This window comes from Streptomyces sp. NBC_00483 (genome assembly GCF_036013745.1).
GTDB lineage: Bacteria > Actinomycetota > Actinomycetes > Streptomycetales > Streptomycetaceae > Streptomyces.
Genome location: NZ_CP107880.1, coordinates 6,488,922 through 6,514,277, shown reverse-complemented (window position 1 = coordinate 6,514,277; position 25,356 = coordinate 6,488,922). Strand labels below are relative to the sequence as shown.

At 71.3% G+C, this 25,356-nt stretch carries 19 protein-coding genes; 5 read left to right on the top strand and 14 right to left on the bottom strand.

From position 1 onward, the window contains the following. Positions 1–25: 25 nt before the first annotated feature. From OHA73_RS29320 to OHA73_RS29300, 5 genes are all read right to left on the bottom strand, one after another. Positions 26–1,990: a zinc ribbon domain-containing protein gene (locus OHA73_RS29320; protein WP_327656526.1), complete on the bottom strand. Its 1,965-nt coding sequence runs from the start codon at positions 1,988–1,990 to the stop codon at positions 26–28. Between the two features lie 54 nt (positions 1,991–2,044). Continuing rightward, a complete protein-coding gene (locus OHA73_RS29315) occupies positions 2,045–2,548 on the bottom strand; it encodes an ATP-binding protein (RefSeq protein WP_323179586.1) in 504 nt (167 codons plus the stop codon). A 294-nt stretch (positions 2,549–2,842) separates the two neighbouring features. Then, complete coding sequence (locus OHA73_RS29310) at positions 2,843–3,610, bottom strand: enoyl-CoA hydratase/isomerase family protein (RefSeq protein WP_327656525.1); 768 nt, start codon at positions 3,608–3,610, stop codon at positions 2,843–2,845. A gap of 102 nt (positions 3,611–3,712) precedes the next feature. After that, positions 3,713–4,900: a L,D-transpeptidase gene (locus tag OHA73_RS29305; protein ID WP_327656524.1), complete on the bottom strand. Its 1,188-nt coding sequence runs from the start codon at positions 4,898–4,900 to the stop codon at positions 3,713–3,715. 154 nt (positions 4,901–5,054) lie between these two features. After that, positions 5,055–6,275 carry a L,D-transpeptidase gene (locus OHA73_RS29300; protein WP_327656523.1) on the bottom strand — a complete coding sequence of 407 codons (1,221 nt, stop codon included), beginning with the start codon at positions 6,273–6,275 and terminating at the stop codon, positions 5,055–5,057. 146 nt (positions 6,276–6,421) lie between these two features. On the opposite strand from OHA73_RS29300, the gene glgX reads away from it, so the two are divergent. Next, complete coding sequence (glgX, locus tag OHA73_RS29295) at positions 6,422–8,692, top strand: glycogen debranching protein GlgX (protein ID WP_327656522.1); 2,271 nt, start codon at positions 6,422–6,424, stop codon at positions 8,690–8,692. Here glgX and OHA73_RS29290 read toward each other — a convergent pair. Together OHA73_RS29290 and OHA73_RS29285 are read right to left on the bottom strand one after the other, a co-directional pair. Continuing rightward, on the bottom strand, positions 8,682–9,137 hold the full coding sequence (locus OHA73_RS29290) for a VOC family protein (RefSeq protein WP_327656521.1): 456 nt from the start codon (positions 9,135–9,137) through the stop codon (positions 8,682–8,684). The genes glgX and OHA73_RS29290 overlap by 11 nt on opposite strands. Next, a complete protein-coding gene (locus OHA73_RS29285; RefSeq protein WP_266714283.1) occupies positions 9,134–10,006 on the bottom strand; it encodes an AraC family transcriptional regulator in 873 nt (290 codons plus the stop codon). Before OHA73_RS29285 ends, OHA73_RS29290 begins: the two co-directional genes overlap by 4 nt. 134 nt (positions 10,007–10,140) lie before the next feature. Between OHA73_RS29285 and OHA73_RS29280 the strand changes: the two genes are divergently transcribed. Beyond that, entirely contained in the window at positions 10,141–11,247 is a 1,107-nt protein-coding gene (locus OHA73_RS29280) for a haloacid dehalogenase-like hydrolase (protein ID WP_327656520.1), read from the top strand. Here the strand turns inward: OHA73_RS29280 and OHA73_RS29275 are convergent, their stop codons facing one another. The 4 genes from OHA73_RS29275 to OHA73_RS29260 form a co-directional block, all read right to left on the bottom strand. Continuing rightward, positions 11,248–11,925: a response regulator transcription factor gene (locus tag OHA73_RS29275; RefSeq protein ID WP_327656519.1), complete on the bottom strand. Its 678-nt coding sequence runs from the start codon at positions 11,923–11,925 to the stop codon at positions 11,248–11,250. It lies immediately after the preceding gene. Then, a complete protein-coding gene (locus OHA73_RS29270) occupies positions 11,918–13,207 on the bottom strand; it encodes a sensor histidine kinase (RefSeq protein WP_327658547.1) in 1,290 nt (429 codons plus the stop codon). The genes OHA73_RS29275 and OHA73_RS29270 overlap by 8 nt, the downstream gene beginning before the upstream one ends. Positions 13,208–13,278: 71 nt before the next feature. Beyond that, positions 13,279–14,067: an ABC transporter permease gene (locus tag OHA73_RS29265; protein ID WP_266714281.1), complete on the bottom strand. Its 789-nt coding sequence runs from the start codon at positions 14,065–14,067 to the stop codon at positions 13,279–13,281. After that, positions 14,064–14,984 carry an ABC transporter ATP-binding protein gene (locus OHA73_RS29260; protein ID WP_327656518.1) on the bottom strand — a complete coding sequence of 307 codons (921 nt, stop codon included), beginning with the start codon at positions 14,982–14,984 and terminating at the stop codon, positions 14,064–14,066. Before OHA73_RS29260 ends, OHA73_RS29265 begins: the two co-directional genes overlap by 4 nt. 205 nt (positions 14,985–15,189) lie before the next feature. Between OHA73_RS29260 and OHA73_RS29255 the strand changes: the two genes are divergently transcribed. The 3 genes from OHA73_RS29255 (at position 15,190) to OHA73_RS29245 (ending at position 21,213) form a co-directional block, all read left to right on the top strand. Continuing rightward, positions 15,190–17,022, top strand: a complete 1,833-nt coding sequence (locus tag OHA73_RS29255) for an ABC transporter ATP-binding protein (RefSeq protein WP_327656517.1) — start codon at positions 15,190–15,192, stop codon at positions 17,020–17,022. Next, positions 17,019–18,896, top strand: a complete 1,878-nt coding sequence (locus OHA73_RS29250; protein WP_327656516.1) for an ABC transporter ATP-binding protein — start codon at positions 17,019–17,021, stop codon at positions 18,894–18,896. Before OHA73_RS29255 ends, OHA73_RS29250 begins: the two co-directional genes overlap by 4 nt. Positions 18,897–19,173: 277 nt before the next feature. Further along, the gene (locus tag OHA73_RS29245) at positions 19,174–21,213 is read left to right on the top strand and encodes a M4 family metallopeptidase (RefSeq protein ID WP_327656515.1); all 2,040 of its coding nucleotides are present in this window, start codon (positions 19,174–19,176) and stop codon (positions 21,211–21,213) included. Between the two features lie 66 nt (positions 21,214–21,279). Here the strand turns inward: OHA73_RS29245 and glgP are convergent, their stop codons facing one another. The 3 genes from glgP to OHA73_RS29230 form a co-directional block, all read right to left on the bottom strand. Next, positions 21,280–23,898 (bottom strand): alpha-glucan family phosphorylase, encoded by a 2,619-nt coding sequence (gene glgP, locus OHA73_RS29240; RefSeq protein ID WP_327656514.1) that lies wholly within the window; start codon positions 23,896–23,898, stop codon positions 21,280–21,282. Positions 23,899–24,061: 163 nt separating this feature from the next. Further along, on the bottom strand, positions 24,062–24,532 hold the full coding sequence (locus tag OHA73_RS29235; protein WP_267069187.1) for a hypothetical protein: 471 nt from the start codon (positions 24,530–24,532) through the stop codon (positions 24,062–24,064). Positions 24,533–24,672: 140 nt separating this feature from the next. Then, positions 24,673–25,245 (bottom strand): maltokinase N-terminal cap-like domain-containing protein, encoded by a 573-nt coding sequence (locus OHA73_RS29230; protein WP_327656513.1) that lies wholly within the window; start codon positions 25,243–25,245, stop codon positions 24,673–24,675. Between the last annotated feature and the right edge of the window lie 111 nt (positions 25,246–25,356).

Genomic DNA, 25,356 nt, shown 5'->3' with positions numbered 1-25,356 from the left:
CCAGTGGGTGGAGACTCAAGCGTCTCTAATTGGCTTGGGCTTCCTGAGTCATCCCGGGTGTTCGGGATGGTCCGGGAGGGGGACTCGGCCACGGCCACCTCTGCCTTCGGGTGGGTGTGGTGTGGGCGTGGCGGTGGAAGCCTGCCCCGAGTCGTGCCCCGCTCGGCCGGGGTGGCCGTGTAGGGGTGCCAATCGTGGTCGGGCCCTGCTGCCGTGGCCACCGCTGGCTGCGGCGTGTCGGGTGCGTGGGGAGCCGCCCCGCCGGACGCTTGCCACCCGGACCCGCCGTCCCCGCCGGGGCGGGGGTGGGGGTATCGGGTGGGGCGGGGACCCTGCGCCGCTTGCCGGGCACAGGGCGTCTGGTTGTCGGACCGCTCTTGGTGCGGTCCGGAGTCTGCGGGTGGACCGCACTGGCGCGGTCCAGGGCCTCGATGACGCCGCGGATCACATAGGTGCCGCTGGTGCGATCGGGGCAGGTGGCGTGCTGGTGGGTCAGCCCGCGGGCACCGATCCGCTGCCAGGCGGCCTGATCCCGGCCGGTGCTGTACCCGCAGGCAGTGTTCGGGCAGCTCGCCCACGCCCACCCGGGGCGGGGGTCATCCGGGGCGCGGTGGTGACGGAAGGCGGTGAGGCAGCGCGGGCAGTACTTCGACGTGCCGCGCGGCGGGACGATCACCACCGCGATGCCGTGGACGGCGGCCTGATGCCGGGCGTGGGTGACGATCGCGCCGCGCACCGTCTGAGACAGCCGGGTGTTCAGCGTGCGGCCCCTGTCGCGGGCCTCCATGTCCCGCAGATCCTCCAGATAGATGACGCTCGCCCCGGCCGCCCGCGCGTGGTCGACCATGAACCGGGCCGCCGCCCGCGCCAGATGCGCGTTGAGGCGAGACCGCTTGCGGCCGACCCGCTCCCTCTCCGCCTCCAGAACGGAAAGCTTGCCGCGCACCCACGGATCCGGGGGCAGGCCGCGTGCGGTGCGGGACGCGGTCAGGGTATCGAGCGCAGTGATGCGGGTATGCAGGTGCTCGCCCTGGACGCGCAGCCGGTCGGTCTTGGCCAGCACCCCGTCCGCGCGGAAGAACAGCGGCCGCCTCTCGGTGACCACGCGGGGCTGGGCCTCGTCGGAGAGGTGCAGGCGGCCGCCGGTGAACAGGGTGTTCAGTCCCCAATCGAAGGCCACGGCCACCCGATGACCCGACTTTTCGGTCTTGGGCACCGGGTGGGCGTAGGGCACGTCCAGCAGCAGGCGGCCCTGGCGGATCCGCAGGGTGGGCGGGCACAGCACCGCGGCCGCGGGGACATGCGGAGGCAGGCGGAAACGGAGACGCACCGGATGCCAGTCTGTCCGGGTCATAGGGTCGGGCCGCACTGGCAGCCGCACAGTCAGCACCGCATAGCGGACCGGGTCCTGATCGCAGCGCTCCAGAACGGCCATCCGACGGTCGACGGCGGCCAGCAGCACCTGCCCACCTACCCGCGGGACGTCCTCGCACTCGGTCAGCCCCGCCGGAAGCGAGTCGTGCCGGGCCCTGTGGGCGGCGATCTGCCGGGTGCGGGCCTTCAGCACACTGGATGCCACCGCACCGCTGCCATCGGGCAGCGCGGCCCGCAGCGCTTCCCACTCCTGCGTCGTGCGGCGGTCGGGATCGGCGGGCCAGGTCGCCAGCACCGCATCGGCAAGCTGGGCGCGCCACCAGGCCGACCTCAAGACCCGGCCCGCCTGTTCCTGCACCATCCGCGCCACCCGATCGGACACGTACACACCCTCCGGTGCCACCGAACCCCAGCCCAGGCGGCGCAACGCCATCCACGCCTGCGACGGCAACGCCACCCCGAACCGGTCGACTCCGGAGGCCAGTTGAGCCAGATCAGCCTGTGTCCAGTGTGCGCTGACCAACCCTTCGACCATCTCGCCGACCAGCGTGGTGAGCCAGCCGGCCCGCTCCACCACTCCCGCCTCACCCAAGGCTTCGCCGGTCGTCAGGTCCACACCCCGCGGCGCCCCTCGCGTATGCGAATGGCTATGTACGCAGACATACGGGGGTCAGCGGTCGGCGACGCGCATCTCGAACCAGGTCGTCTTGCCGCGCGGCAGCAGGTCGACGCCCCAGCGGTCGGAGAGCTTGTCGACGAGGAAGAGGCCGCGCCCGGAGATGTCGAGCTCGTGCACCGGCATCAGGCAGGGCAGGCCGCGGGACGGGTCGCGCACCTCGATGCGGATCCAGCCGCGGCGGCGCAGCATGCGCAGGCCGAAGTGGCGGGCACCGGTGTGCCGCACCGCGTTGCCGACGAGCTCGGAGACGAGCAGGACGCCGTCCTCGGTCATTTTCGGGGAGAGGCCCCAGTGGCGCAGGACGACCACCTGTGCGAGCCGTCGTGCGGTCGCGGCCGACTCGGGGCGCGACGGCAGTGACACCTCCGCCTCGGCCGGATTTCCGAACAACTCCAGTGCCCTCAGGGCGTGTTCGTCCTCGACCGCGGGAGACCAGCGCGCCGCGGTCGCACTCCCGTGCCGCCGCGGTTGTTCCACACCCTCAAGCCCCGCCATGGCTCCATGATGGGGCCATGGAGCCCCCCGTGGGGCCGTTCCGACGGAATAAGCCCCCCGGAACGCTTCGTTCCGGAGGGCCGTTTGGGCATATGCCCTTGGCAGTACAGGGGTGTTTACACCCAGGCTGACCTGGAACAACTCCGCGCGCGAAGGTCGCAGTTGATCGTTTGCGGCCGAACGCGCTTAAGGCTCGCTTAAGGTTCGGATAATGCTCCCCGAACGAGCGAACTGATCAACTCGGTTTGCCTGAAAGGCAATTGACGGGTCGTCCGAGGGGCGACCGGACACCTGTCAGGCGAACTTCGCCTTACCCGGGCCTTCTTCCACAAAGCTGCGCATCCCGGTCTCCCGGTCCTGTGTGGCGAACAGGCCTGCGAACCAATTGCGTTCGATCGCCAGACCCGTGTCGAGGTCCGTCTCCAGGCCCGTGTCGATCGACTCCTTCGCCGCCCGCAGCGCGATCGCGGGCCCCTTGGCAAGCTGCCCCGCCCAGGCGTTCGCGGCGTCGAAGACCTCGGCCGCGGGGACCACCCGGTCGACGAGCCCGAGGGTGAGCGCCTCGTCGGCCCGCACCTGGCGGCCCGTGAAGATCAGGTCCTTGGCCTTGGACGGGCCGACGAGCCGGGACAGGCGCTGGGTGCCGCCGGCGCCGGGGATCAGGCCGAGCAGGATCTCCGGCTGCCCGAGCTTGGCGTTGTCGGCGGCGATCCGGAAGTCGGCGCACAGCGCCAGTTCGCAGCCGCCGCCCAGCGCGTAGCCGGTGACGGCGGCGACGACGGGCTTCGGGATGCGGGCGACCGCGGTGAACGAGTCCTGAAGTCCGCGGGATCGCGCGACCATGGCCGCGTGGTCCATCTCCCGCATCTCCTTGATGTCCGCGCCGGCCGCGAACACCTTCTCGCTGCCGCGGACGACCACGGCCCGGATGTCGTCCCGGGTCGTGGCCTCCTCGGCGAGTTCCTTGATGCGGTCCTGGACGGCGACGTCCAGGGCGTTCATCGGGGGGCGGTCCAGGCGGATGGTCCCGACGCCGTCGGCTACTTCAAGGTGAACGGTCATGCGGCGCAGCGTACCCAGCGGATGGGTGCGGGCCACCGGCGGCAGGGTCGCGGGGCTCTGCCCCGGACCCCGCGCCTCAATCGCCGGCGGGGCTGAAGGTGTCTACTTCTTCCAGTCCGCCCAAGACATGTTCCAACCGTTCAGGCCGTTGCCCGCGTCGACCGTCTTGTCGTGGGTGTTCTTGACCACCACCACGTCGCCCGTCATCGACTGGTCGAAGAACCAGGCCGCCGGGACCTTCTTGTCGTAGCCGCCGCGGACGTCGCGCAGGCCGATGCAGCCGTGGCTGGAGTTGACGTTGCCGAAGGTGCCGCCGCCCCAGTAGTTGCCGTGGATGAACGTGCCGGAGTCGGTCAGGCGCTGGGCGTGCGGGACGTCCTTGATGTCGTACTCGCCGCCGTAGCCGACCGTCTCGCCGTTCATGCGGGTCACACGCAGCCGCTCGCTGATCACCATCGTGCCGCTCCAGGTCTCGTAGCCCGGCTTGCCCGTGGTGATCGGGATCTTCTTGATGGTCTTGCCGTCGCGCTTGACCGTCATCATGTGGGTCTTGGCGTCGACCGTGGAGATCTGGCTGCGGCCGACGGTGAACTTCACGGTCTTGACCTGCTTGCCGTAGACACCGGGCCGGCCCTCGACGCCGTCGAGGTTCAGCTTGACCGTGACCTTGGTGCCCTTCGCCCAGTACTTCTCCGGGCGGAAGTCGATGCGGTCGTTGCCGAACCAGTGGCTCTCGACCGGGACGGAGGGCTCGGCCTTGACCGATATCGCCTTCTCGACGTCCTCGGGGTGCGTGATGCCGCGCGAGAAGCGGATCGAGAACGGCATGCCGACGCCGACCTTCGAGCCGTCCTCCGGGGTGAACGTGCCGATGAAGGTGTTCTTCGGGGTGAGCGTGGTGAACGTGGAGTCCTTGGCGGACTCGCGGCCGGCCTTGTCCTTGGCGACCGCGTGCACCTTGTACTCGGTCGACGCGGCGAGGTGCCGCGCCGGGGTCCAGCTGCTGCCGCCGCCGGTTATCGCGCCCTGCACCTCGTTGCCCTTGGTGTCGGCGACCTTCACCTCGGTCAGCTTGCCCTTGTCCGCGGTGACCTTCAGGGCCCCGCTGGTCGCGACGCCGTCGGCGCCGTTCTTGGGCGCCACCGCCACCACGGCCTGCGACTCCTTGTCGGCCGCCTGGCCGGAATCCCCCTTGTCGTCACCCGATCCACCGCCACCACCGCCACATGCGGTGACAAGGAAGAGTGCCGTTCCCAGCAGAAACGCGGATATCGGTCGTCGCCCGTTCAAGATCTTTCTCCCCTCGCACGGCCTTGCCCCCAAGGCCCGCACTACCGCGCCTGCAACGCGCGCACTGCGAAAGATAACCACACGACCTGGGAGAACGGATCCCCAGAGATGTCACCGTTCAGTCCCAACAGCGGGCAGGATGCCCGACTTTCGGCTAGGACGTAACCGCTCCTCCGGCCTTCCAGCGCGTCCAGTCCATGTTCCAGCCACCCAGCCCGTTGTCGGCCGCGACCTTCTTGTCCGCGCTGTTCCTGACCTCCACCACGTCTCCGATCAGGCTGCGGCCGAAGAAGCGGCCCGCGGGGGTCCGGGAGCCGCCGCCCTTCACATCGCGCAGTCCTACGCAGCCGTGGCTGACGTTGCTGCGGCCGAAGACGCCGTCCGACCAGTAGTTGCCGTGCAGGAACGTGCCGGAGTCGGTGAGCCGGATGGCGTGCGGGACGTCCGGGATGTCGTACTCGCCGCCGAAGCCGACGGTGCGGCTGTCCATGCGGGTGACGTCGAGCTTCTCGCTGACGACCATCTTTCCGTTGTACGTCGTCGAGCCCGGCGCCCCCGCGGTGATCGGCACGGTCTCCATCGGCTTGCCGCGCCTGTGCACGCGCATGGTGTGCGACGCCGCGTCCACCACGCTGACCTGGCTGCGGCCCACCGTGAACGTGAACGCCTTGTCCTGGAGGCCGTAGACGCCGGGCGCCGCCTGTACGTCGCGCAGGCCCAGGTCGACGGTGACCTCGGTGCCCGGCTTCCAGTAGTTCTTCGGCCGGAAGTCGAGGCGGCTCCTGCCGAACCAGTGCGGGGCGATCTCCACGCCGGGTTCGGCGGTGACCCTGATCGCGCGCCGCACGGCGGCCCGGTTCTCGATCTCCCGGTTGAACGCGACCTTCACGATCATGCCGGTGCCGACCTGGGCCCGGTGCTCGGGCGTGACGTAGCCGATGAAGCGCTTGGCGGGAACGTACGTCTTGAACGTGGTGTGCCGGGCCACCCGGCGCCCGTGGCCGTCCATGGCGACCGCGTCGACCTTGTACTGCGCGGCGAGCGCGAAGCGGTCCGCGCCGGGGCCCGTGGGGCGCCAGCGCATCGAGTCCCGCTCCAGGCGGCCCGGCACGGACCGCTCCTGCGCGTCCTGGACCCTGACGACCTTGACCGACTCCAACCGGCCCTCGGGAACGGTGACTTGAAGCCTTCCGCCCGCCCGCACGCCCTTCGCCCCGTCGTCGGGCGTGACCCGGATCAGTTCCTTCGCGGACCGCGGCTTTCCGAACGTCGTGTCGCCGCCGCATCCGGCGAGCGTGCCCATCAGTCCTGCCCAGGTCAGTACGGCGCCCAAGGTCGCCCCTGCGTGCCGCGCACGCCTCACAGCTGTTCTCACGCCAGAGCCAACGACGTGCCCCCCGCTGGGGAAACGTGAGTGCGAGCGAAGCTCTGGGCAGAACAGTGGGAGGAAGCAGGGGGAGCGCGGCCGGGACGCCGCACGCCCCGCTGCCCATGAGTCGTGGAGCCGCGGGAGGCCGTCAGGTGTCGAGCGCACCCGAGCAGGAGGCAGTTCAGAGCGCGCCGCGCGCGGGCAATGGCAGAGCGCTGCCCGCCCCGTTCACCGGTCGCGGCCGCGAGCGGGAGCACGTGTCCCCGCTGGAGCCGGTGTGGCCGGGCACGCCCGTGCCGCTCGGCGCCCGCTTCCGGGTCGGACCGGAGGGTGTGGCCGGCACCAACTTCGCCCTGTGGGCGGGCGGCGCCGAGTCCGTCGAGCTGTGCCTGTTCGACGAGGAAGGACGTGAACGCCGGGCTGCTCTCACCGAGCTGACGCACGAGATCTGGCACGGCTTCGTGCCGGGAGTGCTTCCGGGACAGCGCTACGGCTTCCGGGTGCACGGCCGCTGGGACCCGTGGACGGGCGCCCGCTGGAACCCGGCGAAGCTGCTGCTCGACCCGTACGCGCGGGCGGTGGACGGCGAGTTCGGGCTGCCGCCCGAGGTCTACGGGCACGTACGGGACTGGCCCGAGCAGCATGTGGCCGACACGGTGCGCGACAATCGGGACTCGGCGCCGTACGTCCCGAAGGGCGTGGTCGTGCACGACGACGCGTCCGGCGACGAGTGGGTGGACGACCGGCGCCCGAAGACGCCCTGGGCGGACTCGGTGATCTACGAGGTGCACGTGCGCGGCTTCACGCGTCAACACCCGGGGATTCCGGAGGAGTTGAGGGGTACGTACGCGGGGCTCGCGCACCCCGCCGCGATCGAGCACCTCGTGAATCTCGGGGTGACGGCGGTGGAGCTGCTTCCGGTGCACCAGTTCGCGCACGAGGACCATCTGCTGCGCCGGGGCCTGCGCAACTACTGGGGCTACAACTCCATCGGCTACTTCGCCCCGCACGCGGGATACGCGGCGTCCGGCACGGGCGGGCAGCAGGTGGGTGAGTTCAAGCGGATGGTGCGGGCGCTGCACGACGCGGGGATCGAGGTCATCCTCGACGTGGTCTACAACCACACGGCGGAGGCCGGCGAGCTGGGCCCGATGCTGTCCCTGAAGGGCATCGACAACCGCGGCTACTACCGCCTCCAGGACGACGCGCGCCGCTACGCCGACTACACGGGCTGCGGCAACACGCTGCACGTGGTGCAGCCGCAGGTGCTGAGGCTGATCACGGACTCGCTCAGGTACTGGGTCACGGAGATGGGCGTCGACGGCTTCCGCTTCGACCTAGCCGCGGCGCTCGCCCGCTCCATGCACGACGTCGACATGCTCTCCCCCTTCCTCGCGGTCATCGCGCAGGACCCGGTGCTTCGCCGGGTGAAGCTGATCGCCGAGCCGTGGGACGTCGGCTCGGGCGGCTACCAGGTCGGCTCCTTCCCGCCCCTGTGGACGGAGTGGAACGACCGCTACCGCGACGCCGTCCGCGACTTCTGGCGCGGCGCGCTGCCCGACGTACGGGACCTGGGGTATCGCCTGTCGGGGTCGAGCGACCTGTACGCGTGGGGCGGGCGCAGGCCCTACGCCTCGGTCAACTTCATCACCGCCCACGACGGCTTCACACTCCGCGACCTCGTGTCGTACGAGCGGAAGCACAACGAGGCCAACGGGGAGGGCAACCGGGACGGCACGCACGACAACCGGTCGTGGAACTGCGGCGTCGAGGGCGAGACCGACGACGCGGATGTACGGGCCCTGCGCAGACGGCAGTTGCGCAATCTCCTGACGACGCTGCTGTTGTCGACCGGGGTGCCGATGCTGGTGGCGGGCGACGAGTTCGGGCGCACGCAGCGCGGCAACAACAACGCGTACTGCCAGGACAACGAGATCAGCTGGGTGGACTGGGGGCTTCTCGACGACCCCGGCTGCCGGGAGCTGTTCGCCCTCACCGCACGGCTCGTCGCGCTGCGGCACGCGCACCCCGTGCTGCGGCGCCGCGCGTTCTTCTCGGGGCGCGCGCACTCGGCGGACGGGCTGCGGGACCTGGCGTGGTTCACCTCGCGCGGCACCGAGATGACGGAGGGCGACTGGTACGCGCCCGCCGCCACGGTCGGCATGTATCTGTCGGGGCGCGACATCCCTGGCCGGGACGCCCGGGGCGAGCCCATCACCGACGACAGCTTCCTCGCGGTCCTGCACGCGGGCGACCGGGCCGAGAGCTTCGTGCTGCCGGGCGAGCCCTGGGCCAGGTCGTACGAGGTGGTGGTGGACACCGGCGAGGAGGAGCAGGGCGCGGCGCCGGCCGTGCTGCACGAGGCCGGCGCCACGGTCACGGTGGAGGCCAGGACGGTGCTGCTTCTGAAGGTCAGGACGTAGCGCCCTGGGGGCGCGGCTCCCCCGCGTAGGTGCCGAAGGACCACTTGTTGCCCTCCGGGTCGGTGATCGCGAACTCGCGGCTGCCGTACGGCTGGTCCTCGATCTCGCGGAGGATCTTGACGCCCGCGTCGACGAGCCGCTCGTACAGCTCGTCGACCCGGGCGGTCACGACGTAGCCGCCGAAGGTGCCCGGCTCGACGCACCAGGTGCCCGGTTCGGCGTCCGGCTTGTGGGAGCCGAGCATGATCCCGCCGCCCTCGGGCCAGTCGAGCTGGGCGTGGGCGACGCGGTCGCCGTCCTCGTAGACGGCGGTGCGCAGGAAGCCGACGGTGCCGACGAGAAAGTCGATGAGCGCGGGCGCGTCGGTCGCCTGGAGAGTGGGCCAGACGGCGGGCTCGCGGGGTGTCTGCTGGTTGCTCTGCTGGGTGCTCTGTGTGGTGTTCATGGCTCCGAGTCTTCGCCGTTGTGGTGTCCCCCGGCTTGGATGTTTCGGCACTCCTCGGCGAGCCAGCCGGTCGGGCTCAGGCCCGTGTACTGGCGGAAGTCGCGGACCAGGTGCGAGTGGTCGCAGTACCCGTGCTCCGCGGCGACGCGGGACAGGTCCGGCGGGGCGCCCGCGGCCACGGCGCGGACGACGGCGGCCTTCGCGTGCTGGAAGCGCATCAGGCGGGCGGCCTGCTTGGGGCTGAGGCCCGTCTCGGCGCGGAACAGCGTGGTGAGGCGGCGCTCGCTGAGGGCGACGTGCGCGGCGAGCCCCTTCAGGGTGCCCGCGCCGCGGTGCCGGGCGAGCCAGGTCCACGCCTCTGCGACCTCGGGGCGCACGCCGGCCAGCGGGTCCTCGGCCGTCCGCCGCGTCACGTAGTCGGAGACGAGCTCGAAGCGGGCCCGCCAGTCGTCCAGTTCGGCCAGCTCCTCCCGTACGAGCGCCGCCGTCCGGCCGAGCACGTCCGCGCCCTCGACCGCCACGGGCCCCGCGAGGTCGGCCGCGGGCGCCCCCAGCAGCGCGCGGGCCGCGAGAGGGTGCACGGCGAGCTGGATGCCGCCCTCGGACCCCGACTGCGCGATGAACTCGGGGCTCTGGTGCAGCCCGCCCACGACGATGTCCGTGCGGACCGCGTCGGGGCCCAGGGCCTCCTCGGGGGTGTGGCCGCCGACGACCGGCTCGTCGAGAGTGAAGATCACCGTGAGGTACGGGGAGGGCAGGCCGCGGTGGAGCGCGGGAGGCAGGCCACGGGTGCGATAGCCGACCGCTGAGACGATCGGGCCGCCAGGCCGTGGAGTCGCGCGCACGAACTCCTGGGAGCCGGTGCTCATGCCTTCAGTATGGGGTCCGGCGCGGTGCCGTGCCGGGCGCCTGTCGGCTACCCGTACCCGCCGGGTACATGCCGGTCACACACGGTGAATTCGATCATGGCGGGCGGCACCTGCCCGCCCTACGGTGGCCAGTCGTGAACTTCACCAAGGCAGACTCCCTGCGCAAGAAGCCCCTCCTGCTCGCCACCGCGGGCGCCGCCCTCGCCGCCGCCGTCGCCACGACCGTGCTGTGGCCGGGCGCCGACGCGTCCGCCACCACCTCCGGTGACGTACGCGCGGTGGCCGCCCAGCTGAAGCACTGGCCGAGACCGCAGGCCAAGCAGCTCGCCCGGGTGATCGCGGCGCACGAGCACCAGGGCGCGTACGCGACCTTCGACGCGGACAACACGACGTACCGCAACGACCTGGAGGAGTCGCTGCTGCCCTTCCTGGAGATGAAGGGCGTCCTGACGCGGGACACGATGGACCCGTCGCTGAAGGTGATCCCCTTCAAGGACACGGCGACGCACAAGGAGACCCTGACCGAGTACTACAACCGGCTGTGCGAGGTCGACGACCAGGTCTGCTATCCGTGGGCGGCGCAGATCTTCTCCGGGTTCACGCTCAAGCAACTCAAGGGCTACGTCGACGAGTTGCTCGCTTACGACAAGCCGCTGCCGGGCGGTGCGGAGCCGCCGGAGTTCTCGGACGGCATGCGGGAGCTGTACCACGCGCTGCGCTCGCACGGCATCGAGGTGTACGTGGTGAGCGCCGCGAGCGAGGACCTCGTCCGCATGGTGCTCGGCGACCCGAAGTACGGCTACGACGTGAAGCCCGAGAACGTGCTCGGGGTCGCCGCCCTGCTCAAGGACCGCAAGACGGGTGACGTCACGAGCTCCCGCAAGGAGATCGCGGCCGGGACGTTCGACCAGAAGGCCCTGGAGGACCGGGAGTTGACGCCGAACCTGTGGGCTCCGGCGACCTGGTACGAGGGCAAGCCCGCCGCCATCAGTACGTACATCGACGCCTGGAAGAAGCCGATCCTCGCGGCCGGGGACACGCCCAAGAGCGACGGCCCGATGCTGTTCCGGTCGGTGGACGTGGCGCACGGCGGCGTCCGCGTCTGGGTCAACCGCAAGGACAGCTCCATGAAGGAGCTGAACGGGATGAAGGCGGACGGGGTGAAGCGGCAGAAGGAGCTCGGGCAGAAGGTCACCGCCGACAAGCGATGGGTGACCGTGACTCCTGAGCAGATCCGTTAGCTAGCCGAGGATCCTGCGGTCGTACGCCACCGCCACCGCCGCCGCGCGGTCCTTCACGCCCAACTTGCCGTAGATGTGGGTGAGATGGGTCTTCACCGTCGCCTCGCTGATGAACAGCTCACGCGCGATCTCCTTGTTCGATGTGCCCTTGGACACCAGGACCAGGACCTCGCGCTCGCGGGCCGAGAGGGTCTCGTCGGCGGGCGCGGCGGGCGTGCGCACGGCCGTGACCAGGCGGGACGCGACGGCCGGTGAGAGGACGGTGCGGCCGTCGGCAGCGGCCCGTACCGCCGTGAAGAGTTCCTCGCGCGGGGCGTCCTTGAGCAGGTAGCCGGTGGCGCCCGCCTCGATCGCGGGCAGCGTGTCGGAGTCCGTGTCGTACGTGGTGAGGACCAGGACGCGGGCGCGGGCGCCGCGGCGGGTCAGCTCCTTGATGGCGTCGACGCCGCCCCCGCCGGGCATGCGCAGGTCCATGAGGACGACGTCCGGGTCGAGCGCGGCGGCGCGGGCGACGGCCTCCACCCCGTTCGCCGCCTCGCCGAGGACCGTGAAACCGGTGGTCGACTCGAACATGCCGCGCAGACCGTCGCGTACGACGGGGTGGTCGTCGACGATCAGGAGCGTGATCACGGGGCCGGTCGCGGGGCCGGTCACAGGGTCGGGCGCAGGGTCAGTCATGGCGCACCAAAGGTACGCGAGCGGAGATCGCCGTGCCGCCGCCTTCCTCCGACTCGACCGTGACGCCGCCCGCGAGCCGCTCGGCGCGGGCCCGCATCCCGTCGAGGCCGAAGCCGCCGGCCCCTGAGCGGGCCGGTACGGAGAGCGGGTCGAAGCCGCGGCCGTCGTCCCGTACGTCGAGGGTGACCTCGCCCGCCATGAAGGAGAGGGTGACGCCGACGCGGGTGGCGGCCGCGTGCCGTGCCGCGTTGGACAGCGCCTCCTCGGCGATCCGCAGCAGGCTCGCCCCGATCTCCTCGTGCAGCGGCTCCGCCGTGCCGGTGAGGGTGAAGTCGGCGCGGACGCCGGTGCGGGCGGACCAGTCCTCGACGGTCTTCTTCAGGGCCTCGGCGAGCGTCGCGTCGTCCAGGGCGGCGGGCGCCAGATTGTGCACGGAGCGGCGGGCCTCGCCGAGGCTGTGCCGGGCGAGATCGGCGGCACGGTCGAGGTGCTCGCGGGCCTGCTCCTGGTCGGGGGTGTTCGCGACGACCTGGAGCTGGGCGATGATCCCTGTCAGGCCCTGGGCGATGGTGTCGTGGATCTCCGCGGCGAGCCGGCGGCGCTCGTCGGAGACGCCCGCCTCCCGCGCCTGGACGAGGAGTTGGGCCTGGAGCGCGGCGTTCTCGTCGAGCGCGTCCTGGAGCGCCCGGTTGGTGTGCTCCAGCTCGGCGATGGTGGCGACCTGGGCGAGGGTGCGCTCGCGCTCCTTCGAGTCGAGGTGGACCATGGCGGCCACCAGCGCCATGTTGATCGCGTACAGCGCGCCGAAGAAGGCCCACTGCCCCGCGTTCTCGGGCGGCAGGCCGCCGGACTGGGACCCGGCCAGGATCACGGCGGACGCGGCGAGGCCGAATTTGACCAGGCGGGGCAGGAGGAAGCGGTCGGCGCCGAAGTAGCCGATGGCCGCGTAGAAGGCGAAGAGCGGGTTGATCCAGGCCAGGCCGAAGGCGAGCGCCCAACGCAGGCCGTAGTAGACGGTGCCCGCCACCGAAGGACCCTTGCGGGCGAGGCCGGCCCGGATGGCGATCCCTTCCAGGACCGCGGCGCCCGCGACGAGCCCCACCATCGCGTACCAGCCGGTCTCGCTCACCTTGAACATCGTGTTCGTGGCCACCGCGAGCAGCACGCCGATGCCGAGCAGGGTCAGCGGGGAGAGGCGGTGGAAGTCCCGCCACCGCTGCTCGACGTCCTCCACGGCGCGGCCGAGTTCGTCCCCCGCCTCCGGTGTGTCCCGCTCGTCCATGTCCACAGTCTGCGCGACCACACCCGCCTCCAAGGTCATTGCCACCGGAACGGTCACTGCCGGCGGACCGGTCATTCCCAGCGGAACCAGCGCGCGGCCACGCCGGTCAGGCCCACGGCCCAGACGGCGAGCACCAGCAGGTGTGACCAGGCCGGCCAGTCGCCCGCAGCGGCCTGGTTGAGGGCCTGGGCCGCGGCGCCGAACGGCGTCAGCTCGACGATGTGGGCCAGGGTGTCCGGCATCGCCTGCACCGGCAGCCAGACGCCCGCGCAGAACATCGCGGGGAAGAAGACGACCGAGCCGATCGCGTTGGAGATCTTCGTCGTACGGGCCCGGGAGGCGATCACCGCGCCGAGGGCGAGGGAGACGACGACGGACAGGACGAGGGCGAGCAGATAGCCCGCGATCTGCCGCGGCAGCGCCACGTCGAAGGCGAGCCGGCCGACCGCGAGACAGATCGCGACGGACACGAGGACGGCCACACCGTGGATGCCCATCTGCGCGCCGAGGACGGCCGTCGGCCGCACCGGCGTGGTCGACATCCGGCGCAGGATGCCGCGCTCGCGGTACCCGGTGATGATCGGCGGCATCGACTGGATGCCGCCCGCGATCATGCCGAGCAGCACGGTGACGGGGACGTACGCGTCGACGAGCCGGATGCCGCCGAGCCCCGCGTCGGTCTCCCGGAAGGCCGGGATGGAGCCGAGGATCACGAGCAGGACGACGGGGAACAGCAGAATCCCGACGAGGCTGCCGGCCTCGCGCCGGAACAGCGTGAACTCGGCCTTGAGGACGGCCCGGTCGACGGATGCCCGGTCGGCCGGGACGGCTGTGGTGGTGGGCGCGGTGACGGTGCTCATGACTGGCCGGCTCCCGTGAGGTCGAGGAACGCGTCGTCCAACGTGGCGTCGGACACGCGGAGTTGGTGGGCGGTGATGTGCTGGCGTGCAAGCAAGCTGAGGAGGGCGGTGACCGTCTCGTCGGTGCCGTTGAGGGTCACGCGGCCGTCCTTGTGGTCCACGGACGTGACCGCGGGCAGCCCGGCCAGCTCACGCTCGTCCAGCGGCGCGGACGGGCTGAACGAGATGACGGTCGACCCGGCGGCCCGGCTGATCAGGCCCGCCGGGGTGTCGAGCGCGGCGACCCGCCCCCTGTCGATCACGGCGATCCGGTCGCAGAGCCGCTGCGCCTCCTCCATGAAGTGCGTGACGAGGAGGACGGTGACGCCGCTGTCGCGCACCTCCTCGATGAGCTCCCAGGTGTCGCGACGCGAGCGCGGGTCGAGCCCGGTGGTCAGCTCGTCGAGGACGACGACGCGGGGGTTGCCGACGAGGGCGAGCGCGATGAACAGGCGCTGCTTCTGTCCGCCACTGAGCTTCGCGAAGCGGGTGCCGAGCTTGTCGGTGAGGCGGAGCCGGTCGGCGAGCGGCCGCCAGTCGAGGGGCGCGGGATAGAAGGCGGAATACAGCTCCAGCGCCTCCTTCACGGTCAGCTTCGGCTGGATCTCGCTCTCCTGGAGCTGCGCGCCGAGGATCCCGGTGACCTGTGCGTGGTCGCGTACGGGATCGAGCCCCGCGACCCGTACGTGCCCCTCGTCGGCCGCGCGCAGTCCCTCGACGCATTCGACGGTGGTGGTCTTGCCGGCTCCGTTCGGCCCGAGGATCCCGAAGATCTCGCCCTCGCCGACGGTGAAGGACACCCCGTCGACGACGGCCCGCCCGGCGTACGTCTTGCGCAGCCCGGCGACCTCGATGAGCGGTGCTGTGGTGGTGGTCATGGCATCAAGCGTCGCCGCGCGGGCCCTGCCGGGGCATCGGCCAACGCGCTCGAGCACGCATCAACCGATCGGTTGATGGGCGGTACGACCACCGGGGCCGAGCGGTACGACCACCAGGGTCGGACGGTACGACCACCGGCCCCCGGAGTCGTACCGTCCGAAACTCGGTGGGCGTTGTCAGTGGCAAACCGTAGGCTCGCCCCTGATGCCGACGACTACACGTGCCACCACAGAGACGACCGGTCAACTCTCCGCCGTGCGGACGCTGTTGCGGCTGTGGCCGTACGTGCGTCCGGTGCGTGCGCGGTGGGCGGGCGCGGCGTTCGTGGCGGTGCTCGCGTCGTGTCTGGCGCTGGTCTTCCCGCTGGTCCTGAAGTGGATCGTGGACGGCCCGGTGACCGAGCGGGACCCGGGCGGGGTGTGGCTGGGCGCCGGGGTGCTGCTCGCGCTCGGCATCGCGGAGGCGCTCCTGTTCGGGCTGCGCAGATGGCTCGTGGCGCGGCCGCTCGCGGGGGTGGAGGCGGCGCTGCGGGCCGATCTGTACCGGCATCTGCAGCGGCTCCCGGTCTCTTTCCACGACCGGTGGGCCTCGGGCCAGTTGCTGTCGCGCGGCACGACGGACCTGATGGTGCTGCGGATGTTCCTCGCCTTCCCGCTGACGTTCCTGATCGTCAACGGGGTGACGATCCTGGCCGGCCTCTCCGTACTCATCGTCCAGGACTGGGGGCTCGGCCTCGTGCTGCTCGCCCCGGCCGTCCCGCTGATCGCGTTCTGCTACCGCTTCGAGGACGGGTACGCGAAGGCCTCGCGGCGCGCCCAGGACCAGGTCGGCGATCTGACGACGGTCGTCGAGGAGTCGGTCCTCGGCATCCGCGTCATCAAGGGCTTCGGCCGGCACCGCAGCCAGGCGCGCGCCTTCCGCGACCTGGCGCGCACGGTGCGCGGCACGGAACTGGTCAAGGCGCGGCTGCTCGCCGGGATCCTCACGGTGATCACGCTGCTTCCCGAGGTGGCGCTCGGGGCGGCCCTGGTGATCGGCACGATCCAGGTCTCCGACGGCTCGCTGTCCGCGGGCACGCTCGTCGCATTCCTGTCCACGGCGCTCGCGCTGCGCTGGCCCATCGAGTCCATCGGCTTCCTGCTCGCGATGAGCCAGGAGGCGGCGACGGCGACGCGGCGGTACTTCGAGGTGATGGACTCGGATCCGGAGGACCCGCGCGTCCTCGCGGACGCGGACGCGGCCCCGGACGCGGGCCAACACGCTGACGACGGGCTGCGGTTCGAGGGCGTCGCCTTCCGCTACCCCGACGCCGCCGAGGACTCCACCCCCACCCTCGCCCGCGTCGACCTGCACATCCGCTCCGGCGAGACCATGGCGCTCGTCGGCTCGACCGGCTGCGGCAAGACCACGCTCACCGCGCTCGTGCCCCGGCTCTACGACGTGACGGAGGGCCGCATCACGCTCGACGGCCGCGACATCACCGCGATGCCGCGCGCCGAGCTGCGCGAGCTGGTGTCCGTGGCGTTCGAGGAACCCACCCTGTTCTCCGCCTCGGTCGCGGAGAACGTCCTGATGGGCGCCCCCGCGGCCACGGAACCCGCGCAGCTGGAGCAGGCGCTCGACGTCGCGCAGGCCGGGTTCGTGAACCGGCTGCCCCACGGCGTCGACACGGAGGTCGGCGAGCAGGGCCTGAGCCTGTCCGGCGGCCAGCGCCAGCGCCTCGCCCTGGCCCGCTCCGTCGTGGGCACGCCCCGCTTCCTGATCCTCGACGACCCGCTGTCCGCGCTCGATGTGCACACGGAGGCCGCGGTGGAGGCGGCGCTGCGCCGGGTGCTCGCCGACAGCACGGCGCTCGTGGTCGCGCACCGGCCGTCCACGGTGCTGCTCGCCGACCGGGTGGCGCTGCTGTCCGATGGCCGGATCACGGCGGTGGGCACCCACCACGAACTGCTGCGCAAGAACGCCGAGTACAGACATCTGATGTCGGGCGAGCACACCGAGGAGACGGGCTCGGGGACGGAGACGGAACGCGTATGACGACGACCACGAAGCCGAACGACAAGACGGGCACGCAGGGCGAGGCCCAGGACCCGGAGAACATCCAACTCCCCTCCCCCGGCGACCCGTTCGACCAGGACGACCTGCCGACACCCGAGGGCGCGACGGGCGGCCTGCTGCGCTCGCTGCTCGCGCCCCACCGCCGCACGGTGGCCCTCACCGTCCTCGCCCTGCTCCTGCAACAGGCCGCCGTACAGTCCGGCCCGCTGATCGTCGCGTACGCCATCGACAGCGCGGTCCCCGCGTTCCGGGCGCACGACTACGGGCCGCTGGTCGCGGTCGGCGCGGGCTTCCTGCTCTGCGCGGTCGGCTCGGCGGCCTTCGTGTACGCGTACATCCGGCTCTCCGCCGTCGTCAGCCAGAACGTGCTGGTCGACCTGCGCGGCCGCATCTTCCGGCACGCGCAGGCGCTGAGCGTGGACTTCCACGACCGGTACACGTCGGGCCGGGTCATCTCGCGGGCCACCACGGACGTCGAGGCGCTGCGCGAACTGCTCAGCGAGGGCCTCCAGGAACTGGTCAACGTCGTCGTCGGATCGATCTACATCACGGCGATGCTGCTCTGGCTCGACCTCGGCATCGGCTCGGTCGCGGCCCTGTCCTTCGCGCCGCTGTACGTCATGATCAAGCTGTACCGGCAGCGGGCGGCGCGAGCGTACGCGGAGCGCTCCTCCGCGATCGCCGCGGTCATCGTGAAGTTCGTCGAGACCATGAACGGCATCCGCCCCGTACGCGCCTTCCGCCGTGAACAGGCCAACGACGAGCACTTCGCGCGCCTCAACCACCGGCACGAGCGGTCCAACGGCACGGCGATGCTGGAGATGGCGCGCTACGTGATCGGCTCCCGGCTGCTCGCGAACACGGCGGTGGCGGGCATGGTGCTGTGGGGCGCGTACCGGGTCGCGGGCGGCACGCTCGAACTCGGCGTACTGGCGGCGGCGGTGCTCTACATCCGGCGCCTGTACGACCCGATCGACCGCCTGGCGATGTTCCTCAACGCGTACGAGAGCGCGGCCGCGTCCCTCAAGAAGATCGCGGGCCTCCTCGTCCAGGCGCCCTCGGTACCGGAACCGGCCACGCCGCGCTCCCTGACGGCCCGGGAGAGCGAACAGCCGGGCCGCGAGGTCGACTTCCGGTCGGTCTCCTTCGGCTACCGCACCGGCGGCGAGGTCCTCCCCCGCTTCGACCTGACACTGCCGGCAGGACAGACGGTGGCGGTGGTCGGTTCGACGGGAGCCGGCAAATCGACCCTCGCCAAACTCCTCGCCCGCCTCTACGACCCCTCGCACGGCGAGGTCCTCCTCGACGGCATGGACCTGCGCGAACTCTCCAACGCCGAGCTGCGGCGCAGCGTGGTGATGGTGACGCAGGAGGCGTTCCTGTTCTCCGGGACGGTCGCCGAGAACATCGCGATCGGCCGCCCCGAGGCGACCCGCGAGGAGATCGAACAGGCCGCGAAGGCCATCGGCGCCCACGACTTCATCGCGGCGCTCCCGGACGGCTACGACACGGACGTCCGCAAGCGGGGCGGCCGGATCTCGGCAGGCCAGCGCCAGCTGGTGGCCTTCGCCCGCGCCCTCCTCGCCGACCCCGCGGTCCTGATCCTCGACGAGGCGACGAGCTCCCTCGACATCCCCGGCGAGCGTGCGGTGCAAAGGGCCATGCAGACGGTGCTGCACGGCCGCACGGCCGTCGTCATCGCCCACCGCCTGTCGACGGTGGAGATCGCGGACAGGGTGTTGGTGATGGCGGAGGGCCGGGTCGTCGAGGACGGGTCACCGGAGGAACTCATCGCGGGTACCGGCGAGTTCGCGGACCTACACCGGGCATGGCGCGAGAGCGTCGTCGGCTGATCTCGCCACACATGTGTTGCGGTCTCGGGGCTCTGCCCCGGACCCCGCGCCTCAATCGCCGGCGGGGCTTGATCGGTTCAACGGTTATCGAACGGTCCCCACCGGAGACCGAACGATTTCCGGCCAACATGTTGACGGGCTCCTGACACACCCACCCGCCCAATGCCACGCTTCCGAACCGCACCACTCCGCACTGCGCTCTGCCGGGCCGGCCACCCGCCGCCCGTTCCCCACTGGCCGCACACCCAACTCGCGGCCATGCAGAAGGAGTTCAGCGTTGCGCAAGAACACAGGCTCCCTCAGACCCGGCTCACCCCGACGCCGGGCCACGGCCATCGCCGCCGGCACCGTCGCCGCCCTGCTGACGGTCACCTTCCAGACCCTCCCCGCCACCGCGGACGCGACCGGCGCCGACCCCGGCTCCCTCCCCGCCAAGCTCTCCCCCGCCGAACGCGCCGAGCTGATACGCGAGGCGAACGCCGGCAAGGCCGACACCGCGAAGGACCTCGGCCTCGGCAAGCAGGAGAAGCTCGTCGTACGGGACGTCCTCCAGGACAAGGACGGCACCACCCACACCCGCTACGAGCGCACCTACGGCGGACTCCCCGTCCTGGGCGGCGACTTGATCGTCGAAGCCACGAAGTCCGGCAAGGCCAAGGACGTCACCAAGGCCGCCAAGGCCGACCTCAAGAACGTCGACACCACCCCCGACGTGAAGCCGGCCACCGCCGAGACCCAGGCCCTGAAGCTCGCGAAGGCCGACGGTTCGAAGAAGACCGAGGCCGACAAGGCGCCCCGCAAGGTCGTCTGGCTCGGCCAGGGCGCAACCAAGGGGCAGCCCACCCTCGCGTACGAGACCGTCGTCGGCGGCCTCCAGGACGACGGCACCCCGAACGCGCTGCACGTCATCACCGACGCCACCACCGGCAAGAAGCTCCACGAGTGGCAGGCGATCGAGACCGGCACGGGCAACACCCAGTACAGCGGCACCGTCATCCTCGGCACCGCGCAGTCCGGTTCCTCGTACACGCTGAACGACACCACCCGCGGCGCCCACAAGACGTACAACCTGAACCGCGGCACGTCGGGGACGGGCACCCTCTACTCCGGCGCCGACGACGTGTGGGGCAACGGCGCCGCCACCAACACCGAGACGGCCGCCGCCGACGCGCACTACGGCGCCGCGCTGACCTGGGACTACTACAAGAACGTGCAGGGCAGGTCCGGCATTCGCGGTGACGGCGTCGGCGCATACAGCCGGGTCCACTACGGCAACGCGTACGTCAATGCGTTCTGGGACGACAGCTGCTTCTGCATGACGTACGGCGACGGCACGAGCAACACGCACCCGCTGACGTCGATCGACGTGGCCGCGCACGAGATGACGCACGGCGTCACGTCGAACACCGCGGGCCTCAACTACTCCGGTGAATCGGGCGGGTTGAACGAGGCGACGTCCGACATCTTCGGCTCCACGGTGGAGTTCTACGCCAACAACTCGACCGACGTGGGCGACTACCTCATCGGCGAGAAGATCAACATCAATGGCAACGGGACGCCGCTGCGCTACATGGACAAGCCGAGCAAGGACGGCGCGTCCAAGGACGCCTGGTACTCGGGCATCGGCGGCGTCGACGTGCACTACTCGTCGGGCCCGGCGAACCACTTCTTCTACCTGCTCAGCGAGGGCAGCGGAACGAAGACGATCAACGGCGTGACCTACAACTCGCCGACCTCCGACGGCCTTCCGGTCACCGGCATCGGCCGCGACAAGGCGGCGCTGATCTGGTTCAAGGCGCTGTCCACGAAGTTCACGTCGACGACGAACTACGCGGGCGCCCGCACCGGCACCCTCGCGGCCGCCGGTGAGCTGTACGGGACGACGTCCGCCGAGTACAAGGCCGTGCAGGACGCGTGGGCCGGGGTGGCCGTAGGCGCCCGGTCCGGCGGCGGCGACCCGGGCACCGGCAAGACGTTCACCAACGACGCGAACGTGACGATCCCCGACTCCCCGGGGGCCGCCGTCACGTCGTCCGTCGCGGTCACCGGCGTGAGCGGCGCGGCACCCTCCACCCTGAAGGTCGGCGTCGACATCGTGCACACGTGGAGCGGTGACCTCCAGGTGGACCTGGTCGGCCCGAGCGGCCGCACGTACCGGCTGCACAGCTCGGCGTACGACCCGACGCCCAACATCCAGACCACGTACACGGTCAACGCCTCCGCGGAGACCGCGAACGGCACCTGGAAGCTGAAGGTCCAGGACCTCGGCCAGCAGGACACGGGCTACATCAACAGCTTCAAGCTGACGTTCCCGTAAGCACCAATTGAGCCCCAAGGGGGGCGGGGCCCGGGGCAGAGCCCCGGGCCCCGCCCCCGTACGATCTCACCGCAACAACACCCCGGCCCCCTCCTGCGTCGCCTCCGTCGGCACGGCAACAAGCCCCGTCTCCGCCGCCGACACGAGCAGCGGATGCGCCGGCAGCACACGGACGGTGTACCCATAGGGGCCGCTACGGTCGAGGGCGAGCGGCCCCTCGTACGCCCAGCGCCCCTCCCCGTCCGGCCCGCCGACAGGCTTCAGCGGCACCGTCGTCGGCTCGGTGATCCGGTCCTCGGTGTCGACCCGTCCCGCCACGGCCTGCACCTCGACGTCGTCGGGGCCCAACTCACCGAGCGCGACCCGGACATGGAGGCCGAGGGTGGCACCCAGCTCGGCGCCGCCCGCCGAGGCCTCCACATGGTCGACGGTGACGCGCGGCCAGGCGGCGCGGACCCGCGCCTTCCACGCCGCGAGGTCCCGTGCCGCATCCGGGGTGAGGGCGCGCGCGGACCCGGCGGCGGGGGCGTACAGCTGGTCCACGTACTCGCGGACCATACGCCCCGCGAGGAGCTTCGGGCCGAGGTGCGTGAGGGTCTGGCGGACCATCTCGATCCAGCGGTCGGGCAGCCCTTCGGGGCCGCGCTCGTAGAAGCGCGGCGTCACCCGGCGCTCCAGGAGGTCGTACAGCGCGGCCGACTCCAGGTCGTCGCGCCGGTGCTCGTCGGTGGCCGTTCCGTCGGCCGTCGGGATGGCCCAGCCGTAGTCGGGCGCGAACCATTCGTCCCACCAGCCGTCCAGGACCGACAAGTTGAGGCAGCCGTTGAGGGCCGCCTTCATGCCGGAGGTCCCGCAGGCCTCCAGCGGCCGCAGCGGGTTGTTCAGCCAGACGTCGCAGCCGGGGTAGAGCTTCTGCGCCATCGCCATCCCGTAGTCGGGCAGGAAGACGATGCGGTGCCGCACCCGCGGGTCGTCGGTGAACCGCACCAGCTCCTGCACGAGCCGCTTGCCGCCGTCGTCGGCCGGGTGCGCCTTGCCCGCGACCACGATCTGGATCGGCCGCTCCTCGTCGAGCAGCAGCCGCATCAGCCGGTCCGGATCGCGCAGCATCAGCGTGAGCCTCTTGTACGAGGGCACGCGGCGCGCGAAGCCGATGGTGAGCACGTTCGGGTCCAACACGCCGTCGATCCAGCCGAGTTCGGCCGCGCCCGCGCCGCGCTGCCGCCAGGACGCGGCGAGCCGTTCGCGCACCTCGTCGACGAGCTGCCGGCGCAGTTCGCCGCGCAGCTCCCAGATGTCCCGGTCGGCGATCTCGCCGACGGCGTCCCAGCGGGCCGAGCCGCCGACCGACAGGGCGTCCTCGGTGCGCCGCTCCCCGATCTGCCGCGCTCCGAGCCGGTACACCTCGGGGGCGACCCACGTCGGTGCGTGCACGCCGTTGGTCACGGAGGCGATCGGCACCTCCTCGACGTCGAATCCCGGCCACAGCCCGGCGAACATGTCCCGGCTGACGGAGCCGTGCAGCGTGGAGACGCCGTTGGCGCGCTGCGCGAGCCGCAGCCCCATCACCGCCATGTTGAAGACGTTCGGGTCGCCGCCCGCGTACGTCTCCATGCCGAGGTCGAGTATGCGCTGCACGTCGAGGCCAGGCAGCTCGGCCGCGGCGCCGAAGTGGCGGGCGACGAGCTCCCGGTCGAAGCGGTCGATGCCGGCGGGTACGGGGGTGTGCGTCGTGAAGACGGCGCCCGCCCGCACCGCTTCGAGCGCGGAGTCGAAGTCCGTTCCCCGCTCGGCGAGTTCGGCGATCCGCTCCACGCCGAGGAAGCCCGCGTGCCCCTCGTTGGTGTGGAAGACCTCGGGTTCGGGATGTCCGGTGAGCCGGCAGTACGCGCGGACGGCGCGGACCCCACCGATCCCCAGCAGCATCTCCTGCAACAGCCGGTGGTCGCTGCCGCCGCCGTAGAGCCGGTCGGTCACATCCCGTTCGTGGGCGTCGTTCTCCTCGACGTCCGAGTCGAGGAGGAGCAGCGGCACCCGCCCCACCTGCGCCTGCCACACGCGCGCGAACAGCCGGCGCCCGCCGGGCAGGGCGAGCGCGAGGTGCACCGCGGTGCCGTCGGGCTCCCGGAGCAGGGTCAACGGCAGCTCGTTCGGGTCGGTGACGGGATATGTCTCCTGCTGCCAGGCGTCCCGGGAGAGCGACTGCCGGAAGTAGCCGTGCCGGTACAGCAGTCCTACGCCGATCAGCGGTGCCCCGAGGTCGCTCGCGGCCTTGAGGTGGTCGCCGGCGAGGATCCCGAGGCCGCCCGAGTACTGCGGGAGCGCGGCCGTGATGCCGAACTCGGGCGAGAAGTAGGCGATTCCCGCCGGTAGTTGGGACTGTCGCGCCCGCTCCTGGTACCAGCGGTCGTCGTGCAGATAGCCGCGCAGATCGTCGGCGACCTCGCTCAGCCTCGCGAGGAAGTCCTCGTCGCCCGCGAGCCGGGCGAGCCGCTCGGGCGGCACGCTGCCGAGCAGCCGCAGCGGGTCGCCGTCGGACGCGGCCCAGCGGTCGGGGTCCACCGCGGCGAACAGGTCACGGGTCCCCGCATGCCAGGACCAGCGCAGATTGCGCGCCAAGTCCTGTAGCGGAGCGAGGGGTTCGGGCAGGACCGGTCGGACGGTGAATCGACGGATGGCCTTCACGTGCTCACCTCTGCGGTTGCGCGTCGTATGCCTGAGTCGCGTGTCCCCGAGACGGTAGCCGCACGGCCGCGGCGCGGGACAGGGCGCCCGGAACGCGTACGGCGGTCCGGGCACGCGCTGTGCGCGCCCGGACCGCCGTACGCGGTGCCCCTGGGGGCCGGTGTCAGGCGATCGCCGAACCGGTGCCGCGCGCCCCACCGATGTAGTCGGTGAGTGCCGCGTCGTCGTACACCTCGATGTCGAGGGGCGTGCCCTTCGGCAGGTCGAAGTTCTTCACGACGGAGTCCACGGGGGCCTCGCTGCCGGACGCGGAGTACGTGCCCAGGTTGTGCTCGGCACCGCCCTGCGTCGAGGAGACGTGCACGTAGAACGTGTCGTCGTCGTTCTTGGTGTCCAGGACGCGGAGCTGCTGCGCGGCCGGGTCGAACTCCACCTGGCCGAGGAACGAACCGTCCTGGGTCAGCCCCACCCGGACGCCGACGCTGTCGCCGACCTCCTGATAGGTGACGGCCGCTTCGGGGTTGGGGTCAGCGGCCGCCGCCGGTGCGGCGGCCGCGCCGAGCAGCGCACCCACCGAGAGGGCCGCTCCTGTGAAGATGCGTGCCAGCCGTCGCGGACGTCGGATCGCTGTCATGCGTGTTGCCCCCCAGATCAAAAAACCACATCCAAACCATTCGGACGTCGGTGCAGGAAGTCGTCGCCACTGGTCATCGGCGACCTGCCCACGATGTCAGATTTGATGATCACCCGGAGGCACGCAACGCCCAGAGCTCGTCAGCCGGCCCGAACCACTACGAAAACCCCACGTACCCGTCGCTCGCCCTCCGCCAGCCACTCGGCGGACACCTCACCGACGGCGTCGTCCGGCGCCTTCGCGCCCGCCTCCAGGACGCGCACGATCTCGGGCCGGGCGTCGTCGGTGGTGACGTGGGCGTGCACGGTCGGGTCGAGCGCCCCGTCGATGCTCTGCGCGTGCGCGCGCACCTCGCCCTTCAGCAGGGCGGTCAACTCCCGTACGAGCAGCGGGTCCTTGGCCCCGTCGTACACCCAGCGCCTCCCGAGCACGCCGTGCTCGGTGGTGCCGATGAGCGCGTCGTCCGGGGCGCCCTCCAGCGGTGCCCCGCGGTAGGCCATCGGCACGTGGTACGTCACCGGTTCGGGGCCCGAGGTGTCCGTCGCGGCCATGAACTCGATGCCGACCTCCCCGGCCGGATCGTCGAGCCGGAACCCGCCGGCCTTGGTCAGCTCCGGAGTGCCCGCGCCCTGATACCAGGGCTGCTTCGGCAGCCAGTCCGCGAGGAGTTCGAGCTTGGTGGGCTTGAGTGTGGTGCGGTGAATGATCGACACGGCCTCATCATCGGACGCCGTTGCGCGCCGCGCCAGGGAATTGCGCGCCCCGCCCCGAAGGCCGGAAACCCCAAGCGGAAGTCCGGAATTCGCCGCAACTCAACCGCACAA